This is a genomic window from Streptomyces azureus (assembly GCF_001270025.1).
GTDB classification, from domain to species: Bacteria; Actinomycetota; Actinomycetes; order Streptomycetales; family Streptomycetaceae; genus Streptomyces; species Streptomyces azureus.
The window spans coordinates 22,016-29,119 of record NZ_DF968235.1 but is presented as its reverse complement, the minus strand read 5'-3'; the positions used below and the strand labels follow the sequence as shown (position 1 = coordinate 29,119).

The window sequence follows — 7,104 nt, the reverse complement described above, 5'->3', positions numbered from 1 at the left end:
CCGTTCCGTCCTCACTGCGCTCTCCTCCCCCACCGCGGTTCGCGAGGCCCGAACTCCCTCCCTGCTCCGCGCCCAGGGACCCGCCACTCCCGAGCTCCCCCTGCCGGTCCACGTCCTCGACCGGGTCACGGCCGAGGGCGTGTCGGCCACCCGGCTGGCCGGGTGGCGCTTCCTGATCCGCTGCGGCGACCGCGCGGTGGCCGCGGCGGAGACCATGCTGACTCCCGACGGCTGGGCCTTCTCCCGCTTCTTCGAGGGCCCGTACATCACCTCCACCGAGCGCGCCCTGCGCCAGGCCGAGGCGATGCCGCAGCCGTACCAGCCCCGCCTGCTGTCGGTACCCAGCCTGTACATGCTGACGCTTTGGCTGCACGAGGACTGCTCCGCCGACGGTGCCGTCGGCCATCCCGCCGCCACCGACCTGCTCGTCCCGCTGGCCCCCGCACCTCCCGGCATCGCGGCCCACCGCCCGCACCGCGTCGCCGAACTGCTCCCGGTGCTGACCCACCGGGTGGCTCCCACGCGACTGCTCGGCTCACCCGCCTGAAGCGCGCACCCCGAAGCTCTCCGCACCCCGTCGTCGAATTCCCGGCGGCGGGGTCGCCCCTTTCTTTTCCCGCTCGGACGAGCACAGCCATGAGTTCGCTCGTACGAGCGTCTAATGGCTCGTACGAGCCGGAATGGACCGTCTGCCCGTTCGGACTAGCCCTATTAGGCCACCACGAACCATCCGAAGTGACAGTCCAGTTGGGCTGAACCGTCCGCGCGGGTGATGCGTCATGAACCTGTGAGAAGCCGTGCCGCGAAATCCCTGCGGATCGACGCCCGTAGGGCAACACTGGGTTCCGACGACTTATCACAACGGGGGGCGGCCATGAACGACACTTCCAGCCGCGGAACAGACACGACAGCCGACTCAGTCATCCCATCCATCACGACACAGCGAGAGATCCCACCCATGTGCCAGCACCAGACTCCGTGCCCGTCAGCCGAATCCGCCGACCGGGAATCCGCCCGTCTCGTGGCGCACCACCCGGAGCAGGGTTGGAGCCTGCTGTGCAACGGCGTGGTGCTCTTCGAGGACACCGGCGAACTCCTGCCGGACGGCCGGGTCATCGCCCCGCACCGTCCGCTGGCCTCCAGCCAGGTGATGACGGCCGCCTGAGGCCGCCGGGCGGCGTGACGTACCGCCCGCAGACATGAGGGGCCGGCCGCAGGACACCCTGTGAACCGGCCCCGACGCGTGTCCGGGTGCTGTCACTCGCCGTCACCTTCCGCGACGCCCTGTTCATGGCTCGCACGGCCTTTCCACAGATGCCCGTTTTCCGGAAGACTCCTGGAGGTTTCGGGGTCACCCGTCGACGGAGGTGGGGCAAGTGGCACCAGGTGAGGCCGCGTCCGGGGGCAAGGTCACGATCACGGAGATCGCCCGGCAGGCCGGCGTGTCCGTACCGACCGTGTCCCGGGTCGTCAACGGCCGGTCCGACGTGTCACCGCAGACCCGGGCCCGCGTCGAGGACCTGCTGCGCCGCCACGGCTACCGCAAGCGCCCCGCGGCCCCGGGCACCCGTGCCGCCTTGCTCGACCTGGTCTTCAACAACCTCGACAGCCCCTGGGCCGTGGAGATCATCCGCGGGGTCGAGGAGGTCGCGCACGCGGCCGGGGTCGGCACGGTGGTGTCGGCCATCCACGGGCGTTCTGGCGACGCCCGCGAGTGGATGCGCAACCTCCGGGCCAGAGCCTCCGACGGCGTCATCCTCGTCACCTCGGCCCTGGAGCCGACGCTCCACGAGGAACTGCGCATTCTCGGCGTCCCGCTCGTCGTCGTCGACCCGGCGGGCTCGCCCACCCTGGAGGCGCCCACCATCGGTGCCGCCAACTGGTCGGGCGGCATGGCGGCCACCGAGCACCTGCTGTCCCTCGGCCACCGCCGGATCGGCCTGATCGCCGGCCCGCCGCGGCTGCTGTGCTCCCGGGCCCGGCTGGACGGCTACCGCGCGGCGCTGGAGGGCGCCGGCATCGCGATGGACGAGTCCCTCGTCGTCCCCGGCGACTTCCGCCCCGAGTCCGGCTTCACCGCCTGCTACGCCCTGCTCGGCCTGCCCGAGCCGCCGACCGCGGTGTTCGCGGCCAGCGACCAGATGGCGCTCGGCGCGATCGAGGCACTGCGCCGACGCGGGCTGCGGGTGCCACAGGACATGAGCGTGGTCGGTTTCGACGATCTTCCGGAAGTCCGCTGGTCGGCTCCGCCCCTGACCACGGTCCGACAGCCCCTGGCCGACATGGGCAAACTGGCCGTCCGCACGGTCCTCGGACTCACCCGCGACGAACAGCCCGACTCACCGCGGGTGGAACTGGGCACGGCCCTGGTGATCCGGGCCAGCACGGCGCCTCCGGCGGGGCGAACCTGACCAACCCGCCCGACCAGGCGGCTTCCGCCCGGTCGGGGCGCCGGGGGCCGGCCAGGGGCGCGGGCTGGCGCCGGGGCGCGGGCCCGGCACCGAGGTGTGACGGCGGAGCGCGGGTCCGACACCGCGGAGAAACGCCCGAGCCAGCACCGACGAAGACCCCGAGAGGACAAGCCCGGCACCGACGAAGACCCCGAGAGCACGAGCCCGGCACCGAGGCGAGGCGCGGCCCAGCGTGCGAGGGCGCGAACCCAACACCGGTGACAGTCCCCCGGCCCAGGGCCGGGCCCCCCACCGCCCGCCCAAACCGACTCGCCCCGCGAGACCCGCACAGCGCCCCTACGGCAGGTCGCCCGAGCCCCCGCTACCTCCCTCCGAGTGCCTCACGGAGCGCGAAGTACGCAGGCTTGGGGGCCAGCTGCTCATCCCACGGCAGCGCCGCGCCCTCGCCAGGGAAGAACGCCGGGATCCACGAGTACTTGTCCGTGTAATCCCAGAGGGTGATGCCGACGCAGCGGCGCACCGCCAGGCAGGCCTCGGTCAGATCCCGGTACCACTCGGCCTGCTGGGCCAGCTTCTCCTCGGTCGCGGGCAGCTGCATCCGTATGTCGACCTCGGTGAGCGATGTGTCGAGGCCCAGCCGGGAGAAGCGGCGGAGGTTGTCCTCCAGGGTCGTCGGATAGCCGTACTGGAGGGCCAGATGGGCCTGGAGGCCGATGCCGTGCAGCGGGACGCCCTTGGCCTTCAGTTCCCTGGCCAGCTTGTAGTACGCGTCGCTCTTCGGGCCGATCCCCTCGATGTTGTAGTCGTTGAGGTACAGCTTGACGCGCGGATCCGCCTGATGCGCCCAGCGCAGCGCGTCGGCGATGTAACCGGGCCCGAGCGTCTTGTAGAAGACCGACTCGCGGTACGTACCGTCCTCGTTGAACGCCTCGTTGACGACGTCCCAGGCGAACACCTTGCCCCGGTAGTGCCGTACCTCGGCCTGGATGTGCTTCTTCAGCACGGCCCTGAGCTCCGGGGCCGCCCACTCCCGTTCCGTGAGCCAGCCGGGCAGCTGGCTGTGCCAGACGAGGGTGTGGCCGCGCACCTTCTGCCGGTTGGTACGGGCGAGGTTCACGATCTCGTCGCCCTGGGAGAAGTCGAACACGCCCTGCTGGGGCTCGGTCGCGTACCACTTCATGCCGTTGCCGGGGGTGATCTGGTCGAACTCGGAGCCGAGCAGGGCCTTGTACGGTTCGTCGACGAGCTCGGGGTTGTCGGTGGCGCTGCCGAAGTAGCGGCCGTGGCGCTGGGCGAGGTCGGCGAGGGTGGGTTCCTTGCCGTGCCGCTCGTCCGCCTGTGCAGTCGGCCCGGTGGCGATGCCTCCGAGCATCAGCGCGGCGGCGAGCGCCCCGGCGAATCTGAGCCGTGTAGCGGTCTTGCGCATGGTGCGACTCCTCACGATCGAAATGGGGTTCCCCCTGCTCGAGCGAAGCCGAGAGCTTGGGGGAGGGTGAGCCGTACGTCCGCCGGGCGCGTCAGCCCTTCGTCGCGCCGGCGGTGAGGCCGCCGACGAGCTGACGCTCGGCGACCGAGTAGAAGGCAAGGGCGGGGACCATGGCCAGCACGAGATAGGCGAAGACCTTGGCGTACTGCGCGGAGTACTGCCCCTGGAACTGCTGCACGCCGATCGGCAGCGTCCACCACTGGGCGTCGGTGAACACCAGCAGCGGCAGGAAGAAGTTGTTCCAGCTGGTGACAACCGCCAGCACCGAGACGGTGCCGAGCGCGGGCCGCGCCATGGGCAGCAGCACCCGCCAGAAGAAGCCGAACGAGCTGCATCCGTCGAGCGTCGCCGCCTCCTCCAGCTCGCCGGGGATCTGCCGGAAGAAGCCGCGCAGGATGATGATGGTCATCGGCAGCCCGAAGGCCGCCTGCGGGAGGATCACGCCGAGGGGGTTGTCCAGCAGCCCCAGGGAGCGCAGCAGCAGGAACAGCGGCAGGGCCGCCACCGCGAACGGGAACATCAGCCCCATCGTGAACAGCGTGAACAGCACCTCCCGGCCGCGGAAGGCGAACCGCGCGAAGGAGAAGGCCGACAGGGCGGAGACCGCGACGACCAGGACGGTCGTGCCGACCGCGATCAGGGTGCTGTTGCCGATCAGCCGCCAGAAGTCCCCCGAGCCGAGGATCTGGGTGTAGTTGGAGGTCACCCACGACTCGGGCAGACCGACGGGGTTGCGGGAGAGTTCGTCGGTGGACTTGAAACCGGAGAGCGCGGCGTAGAGCAGGGGGACGGCCATGACCGCGCCGACGAGGACCAGGACGAGGTGCAGAGGGAGACTCCTGCCCCTGCGGGATGTCCGACTGTGCGTCACTTTCCGTCTCCCCGCATGGTCGTGGTGGCCCCTTCCAGGTCGCGCCGGAGCACGAACCGCTGGTAGGCGAGGGCGAAGACGAGACTGATGCCGAACATGACCACGCTGATCGCGCTGGCGTAGCCGACCTGGTAGCGCTTGAACCCGTACTGGAACATGGTCACGGCCATGGTCTCGGAGTGGTGGTCCGGTCCGCCCGCGGTGGTCACCCACACCAGGTCGAAGAGCTGGATGGCCCCGATGACCGACAGGAAGACGCTGATGCGCAGGGTGGGCGCGAGCAGCGGCAGCGTCACGTTGCGGAAGCGCTGCCAGGCGCCGGCCCCGTCGATGAGAGCCGCCTCGGTCAGCTCCCTGGGGACGGCCTGAAGCCCGGCCAGGTACAGCATCATGTGGAAGCCGAAGTACTTCCACGTCATGACGAGGAACAGGGTCGCCATCACGGTGGACGGATCGGCGAACCACTCCCCGCCCAGCCCGTCCAGTCCGACCTTGCCGAGGACCTGGTCGGCGAAGCCGTCGTCCGGGGCGAAGATCATGCCGAAGAGGATTCCGGTGATGGCCTCGGACAGGACGTACGGAGCGAAGAACAGCATCCGGTACACCGCCCGGCCGCGCATCCGCTGGTTGAGCAGGACGGCCATGGCGAGCGCGAACGGCAGTTGGACGACGAGCGACAGCACCACCAGGACCAGGCAGCGCCACAAGTCGCCCAGAAAGACCTCGTCCTGGAAGAGCCGGGTGAAGTTCTCGCCGCCGATGTAGTCGGAGGGCATGCCGAAGCCGCCCCAGCGGAAGAACGCGGCGTACAGCGCGAACAGCATCGGCAGCAGTACGAGCCCCATGAACAGCACCAGGGCGGGCAGTTGGAAGCCGGCCGCGGTCAGCCAGTTCAGCGCCCGTCGCCGGGCCCGGCTGCGTGACGGGTCCGTGGCCGGGGGCGGAGGCCCGGCGTCGCGGCCGGTCCGTTCGTCCGGCAGGAAGGTGGAGGTCATCGCCGGTTACTGCTCTTCCTTCGCGGTCTTCGTGATCGACTGGGCGACCTGTTCGGGCGATTTCGAGCCGGAGATGAGCGCGGCGACGCTGTCGTTGACCTCCTGGCCGACGGCGGGCGCGTACGCCTGGTCGAGGTAGAGCTGGAAGCCGGTGGCCTTCTTCAACTGCTCCTGTACGGCCTTGATGTTGGGGTCGGCGATGGCGCTCTCGGCCGCCGGGACCACGGGCAGGACGCCGGTCTTCTTGACCAGTTCCAGGTCGGTGGCCTCGGACGCGAAGAACTTCAGGAAGTCGACGGCCTCTTGCGAGGCGCCCCGGCGCAGGGCGTGCCCGCCGCCTCCGCCGAACACCTCGGTGATGGCGCCCTTGCCGCCCTCGACCGCGGGGAACGGGAAGAAACCGAGGTTCTTTCCCAGGCCCTTGCCCTGGTCGGCCTGCACCACGGGCGCCCACTGGCCCATGAGTTCCATGGCCGCCCTGCCGTTGCCGACGGTGGCGGCCTGGCCGGTGGGGCTGGAGTAGGCGGCGCCGAGGAAGCCCTTCTGGAACGGCTGGAGCCGGACGAGCTCCTCGAGGTGCCGCCCCGCCTCGACGAAGGGGGCGCCGGTGAAGTCCTTGTCGTCGTAGGCCTTCTGGAGCGCCTCGGCGCCGGCGGTGCGCATCGCCAGGTAGGCCCAGTAGTACATGCCGGGCCACTTCTCCTTGCCGGCCAGGGCGAGGGGGGTGATGCTCTCGGCCTTCAGCTTGCGCACGGCGTCGAGGAAGCCGCTCCAGGTGGTCGGGGGCTCGGAGATGCCGGCCTGGTCGAAGAGCGCCTTGTTGTACCAGAAGCCGATCATGCCGATGTCGAAGGGGATGCCGTAGGCCCTGTCGTCGATCAGGTACGGCTCCCTGGCGACCGGGAGCAGGGCGTCGCCCCACGGCTTGGTGCGGTCCGTGAGGTCCTCGACGAGTCCGGCGTCGACCTGCTGTTTGAGGACGCCGCCGCCCCAGGTGTGGAAGATGTCGGGCAGCTTCCCGGAGGAGGTCAGCGCCGTCATCTTCGACTTGAAGGCCTCGTTCTCCAGCTGGACGATCTTTACCTTGACCTTGGGGTTCTGGGCCTCGAACTTTCGGGCGAGGGCGGCCCAGACACCCTTGGCCGGTTCGGTGGTGGAGATGTTCCACCATTCGATCGTGGTCGTCCCCGACGACCCTCCGTCCGAGTCCCCGCCGCATGCGGTCAGTGCCGTCATCCCCAGACCGGCCGCGGCGGAGGCCGCCAGGAAGCCGCGGCGGGACAGTGCCGGGTCGCCCATCATGCGCTCCTTGGGTACGGGACGGCGCTCCCGCGTCCGTCC

At 70.1% G+C, this 7,104-nt stretch carries 7 protein-coding genes; 3 read left to right on the top strand and 4 right to left on the bottom strand.

All coding sequences use genetic code 11. The features are described from left to right. The 3 genes from AOQ53_RS10705 to AOQ53_RS10695 all read left to right on the top strand — a co-directional run. The coding region (locus AOQ53_RS10705; RefSeq protein WP_059416772.1) for a hypothetical protein at positions 1–547 on the top strand (547 nt) is incomplete at its 5' end. A 411-nt stretch (positions 548–958) separates the two neighbouring features. Continuing rightward, positions 959–1,165, top strand: a complete 207-nt coding sequence (locus AOQ53_RS10700) for a DUF5999 family protein (protein WP_059416771.1) — start codon at positions 959–961, stop codon at positions 1,163–1,165. Between the two features lie 211 nt (positions 1,166–1,376). Next, the gene (locus AOQ53_RS10695) at positions 1,377–2,411 is read left to right on the top strand and encodes a LacI family DNA-binding transcriptional regulator (protein WP_059416770.1); all 1,035 of its coding nucleotides are present in this window, start codon (positions 1,377–1,379) and stop codon (positions 2,409–2,411) included. 361 nt (positions 2,412–2,772) lie between these two features. Here the strand turns inward: AOQ53_RS10695 and AOQ53_RS10690 are convergent, their stop codons facing one another. The 4 genes from AOQ53_RS10690 to AOQ53_RS10675 form a co-directional block, all read right to left on the bottom strand. After that, complete coding sequence (locus AOQ53_RS10690) at positions 2,773–3,837, bottom strand: endo-1,4-beta-xylanase (protein WP_059416769.1); 1,065 nt, start codon at positions 3,835–3,837, stop codon at positions 2,773–2,775. Positions 3,838–3,928: 91 nt separating this feature from the next. After that, positions 3,929–4,693: a carbohydrate ABC transporter permease gene (locus tag AOQ53_RS10685; protein ID WP_236711646.1), complete on the bottom strand. Its 765-nt coding sequence runs from the start codon at positions 4,691–4,693 to the stop codon at positions 3,929–3,931. 71 nt (positions 4,694–4,764) lie between these two features. Beyond that, positions 4,765–5,763, bottom strand: coding sequence for a carbohydrate ABC transporter permease (locus tag AOQ53_RS10680; protein ID WP_059416767.1), 999 nt, complete (start codon positions 5,761–5,763; stop codon positions 4,765–4,767). A 6-nt stretch (positions 5,764–5,769) separates the two neighbouring features. After that, positions 5,770–7,062, bottom strand: coding sequence for an extracellular solute-binding protein (locus tag AOQ53_RS10675; RefSeq protein ID WP_059416775.1), 1,293 nt, complete (start codon positions 7,060–7,062; stop codon positions 5,770–5,772). Positions 7,063–7,104: the final 42 nt, after the last annotated feature.

Excerpts from the sequence above, each read along its gene's own strand:
- AOQ53_RS10675 (WP_059416775.1), bottom strand. The coding sequence starts at position 7,062 with ATGGGCGACCCGGCACTGTCCCGCCGCGGCTTCCTGGCGGCCTCCGCC.
- AOQ53_RS10690 (WP_059416769.1), bottom strand. The coding sequence starts at position 3,837 with ATGCGCAAGACCGCTACACGGCTCAGATTCGCCGGGGCGCTCGCCGCC.
- AOQ53_RS10680 (WP_059416767.1), bottom strand. The coding sequence starts at position 5,763 with ATGACCTCCACCTTCCTGCCGGACGAACGGACCGGCCGCGACGCCGGG.
- AOQ53_RS10700 (WP_059416771.1), top strand. The coding sequence starts at position 959 with ATGTGCCAGCACCAGACTCCGTGCCCGTCAGCCGAATCCGCCGACCGG.
- AOQ53_RS10685 (WP_236711646.1), bottom strand. The coding sequence starts at position 4,693 with ATGGCCGTCCCCCTGCTCTACGCCGCGCTCTCCGGTTTCAAGTCCACC.